The organism is Vicinamibacteria bacterium (assembly GCA_035620555.1).
GTDB lineage: Bacteria > Acidobacteriota > Vicinamibacteria > Marinacidobacterales > SMYC01 > DASPGQ01.
This window is the reverse complement of sequence record DASPGQ010000223.1, coordinates 1-2,784: the sequence shown is the minus strand read 5'-3', so window position 1 is coordinate 2,784 and position 2,784 is coordinate 1. Positions and strand designations below refer to the sequence as shown.

General features: G+C 62.7%; 4 protein-coding genes. 1 reads left to right on the top strand and 3 read right to left on the bottom strand.

Annotated elements, in window-relative coordinates:
- Positions 1-392 (bottom strand): hydrolase (locus VEK15_09390; GenBank protein ID HXV60897.1); only part of this gene is annotated, 392 nt, incomplete at its 3' end.
- 145 nt (positions 393-537) lie between these two features.
- On the bottom strand, positions 538-1,377 hold the full coding sequence (locus VEK15_09385; GenBank protein HXV60896.1) for an SDR family oxidoreductase: 840 nt from the start codon (positions 1,375-1,377) through the stop codon (positions 538-540).
- Positions 1,378-1,834: 457 nt separating this feature from the next.
- On the opposite strand from VEK15_09385, the gene VEK15_09380 reads away from it, so the two are divergent.
- Positions 1,835-2,152 carry an antibiotic biosynthesis monooxygenase gene (locus VEK15_09380; protein HXV60895.1) on the top strand — a complete coding sequence of 106 codons (318 nt, stop codon included), beginning with the start codon at positions 1,835-1,837 and terminating at the stop codon, positions 2,150-2,152.
- Here the strand turns inward: VEK15_09380 and VEK15_09375 are convergent.
- Positions 2,146-2,784, bottom strand: a 639-nt coding sequence (locus VEK15_09375; GenBank protein HXV60894.1) for a DUF2470 domain-containing protein, incomplete at its 5' end; no start/stop codon positions are given. The genes VEK15_09380 and VEK15_09375 overlap by 7 nt on opposite strands.

Here is a 2,784-nt window from a genome sequence, read left to right as displayed (position 1 = left end):
GTGGTGACGCCGTACTTGAGGTGGAGCTGCGCGTTCTCGAGCACGACCTCTTCCTGTCGGTCATGGTAGCGAACGAGGGTCTCGTAGCGCTCGGGGGTGTGTCCGCCGTAGAGCGATAGATGCACGTTGGTGTCGATGAAGCCCGGGGTGGCGAATTTTCCAGCCGCGTCGATGATGCGAGCCCCTCGAGGAACTTGAACCGAGCTCGCCGGGCCGATCGCCGCGATCCGATCGCCGTCGACTACAATCACGGCCTCGGGAAGCGGGGGGCCGCCATTCCCGTCGATGACCGTGGCCCCCACGATGGCAACGGTCTCCTGAGCTCCGAGCGTGCCCGCCACGAGGGAGCCGAGCACGGCGATGGCAATCCGGGCCTTCGTTGTTTCTCGCATGCTTCAAACCCTCTCGTTGAAGCGGCGAGTATATCGTCAACGAAACGGGTTGGGATCGCTCAGCTCGGGGCGCGGCGCATCGCCATCCATGCTGCTCATGCCGTGGCGGAACTCGGAAACACGATGAAGTCCGTGGCTCGACCTGTTACTTGATCTCGGGGTTAGCGCGGAATTGGCGTCGAATGAGCCAGTCGAGAGCTCGGTCGGGGAGAATCCATGCGAGCCAGCCGCGGAGGCGCGCATCACGCCCAACGAGATAGCGCGTGCGCGGACGCTTCGTCGTGAGCGCCTCATAGACGACCCCGGCGACTTCCTCGACCGGCGTGGCGGAATTCGCCCTGGTCCTCGCAAGCTCGACCATACGCCCAACGACGTCCCGATAGAGTGACCACCGGTCGTCCGGCATGTTCCGTGTCCGCTCGGTGGCCGCCGCGATGGATTTCTCCCAGATGGGGGTTGCAATGGCACCGGGCTCGATCGAAACCACTTCGACGCCGAATGGTTCCAACTCCCGTCGCAGGGAGTCGCTGAATGCCTCGAGAGCGAACTTGGACATCGCATACGGTCCAAGGAAAGGAGGCGCCAGGCGCCCGGAGATCGAGCTCATGTTGATGATCCGCCCGCGCGCCGCTCGAATTGCGGGGAGAAACGCCTGCGTCACTGCGACCTGGCCGAGAACGTTTACCTCGAGCTGGCGGCGGATGTCGGAAAGCGGGAGAAGCTCGAGCGGCCCACCGACGCTGATCCCGGCGTTGTTGACGAGGCCGAAGATCTCGTCGCCTGGGCGTTCCGCAGCGCGGGTTATGCTCTCGGCGTCCGTCACGTCGAGAATAAGCGGCGCGATACCCTCTTCGCGGAGCGCAGCGGCGTCGGCTTCGTTTCGAACGCCCCCGAAGACGCGAAACTCTCGGTTCCGAAGATATCGGGCCGTGGCACGGCCAATGCCGCTCGAAGCCCCGGTGACGACGACCGTTCGGTGGCTCATCGTGGCAGTTTAGAACGACCGGGACAGTTCTCGTTCAAAACGGTTGAAACGTTTTGCGGAAGGTCGCCATTCACCAGTGAGGGCAGCAGCCAGAAAGAAGGAGAAGGGATTCGATTAGGCCTGAATCGGTGGGAGTGACGCAATCAAGCCCAGGTCTCGGACCCCTTTTCGGTGGATACTCGCCTTGCAGAGCGGGTTCATGGGCTCAGGACTACGCCAGAAAGCCTGCTCCAGGTCGATGTCGACGACCTAGGGAGGTGGCCCAATGACAACCCCGACAAGGAGTCCTGGCTGACTGCCCTCGTCAGTCACATCGGCGAGGGGCTGACGCCAGCATTCCCTCGGTCTGGTGAATTGACGTTCGGACCCAGTTGCCCACCGCTTGTCTTTGGGCCCTTCCCCCCTGAGGTTTCTTCCGTTTCGTCTATCGTAGAGCGAGAGGGAGGGGAAGAAATCGATGGTCAAGCGAATCTGGCATGGCTACACGACACCGGAAAACGCGGACGCATACGAGAGCTTGCTGAAGAAGGAGGTCCTGCCCGGTATCGCGGCTAAGAACATTCGAGGCTATCAAGGCGTCGAGGTCCTGCGGCGCGACCTTGACGCAGAAGTCGAGTTCATCACCGTCATGTCGTTCGACTCATGGGAGGCGGTGAAGGAGTTCGGGGGAGCCGACTACGAACGCGCCTACGTTCCGCCGGCCGCACGCCAAGTTCTCGCCCGTTTCGATGAGCGGTCGCAGCACTATGAGGTTCGGGAGCAGTTCCGTTACTGAGTCGAGGCCTCGCGGGCCTTTCGGACCATCTCGACCAGGACGGCACGCGCCTCTTCGCTGCTTCGCGCTTCGCGGATGAAGGGGATTCGAACACCGCGCATGCCATCGTCGGTCTTCAATCGAACGTGAAATCCGAGCCGGTCGACCGCGGTCATCCTCGCATCTTCCGCGTCGATTCCGGCGGCGTCGTGCGCGAGAAGGAGCATCGCGCTCACGTGGTCCTGGTTCATGTGGTCGATGATTCCCGACGCCGCGTCGGCGAGCGGGTCGGGCTCGGCGGCGAGATATTCTTCGGCCGTCACCCAACCCATCACGCCGAAGCCGCCGACGAAGTACAGGTCGACGAGCTCCATCTGAAAGAACGCGAAATCCTTGAAGTCGACCCAATAAGACGCGTTCTCGTAGCGCGCCAGATAGCGCTCGCGCACCGACTCGAGCGCGTCTTTCGGCGTGCGGACGACCCGCCCCATCAAAGTGACGCGTCCGGCACCGAGCGCGTCTTCCACCTCGGAAGCCTCGGTCACGAACAAGCTCGCCCGATCGTTCGCCAGAAGGTTCTGGGTGTGCATCGCCATCGTGCTGATGAGAAACGTCGGGTTGCCGCGTTCGTCGAGGCCATAGGGGGTCAGTGA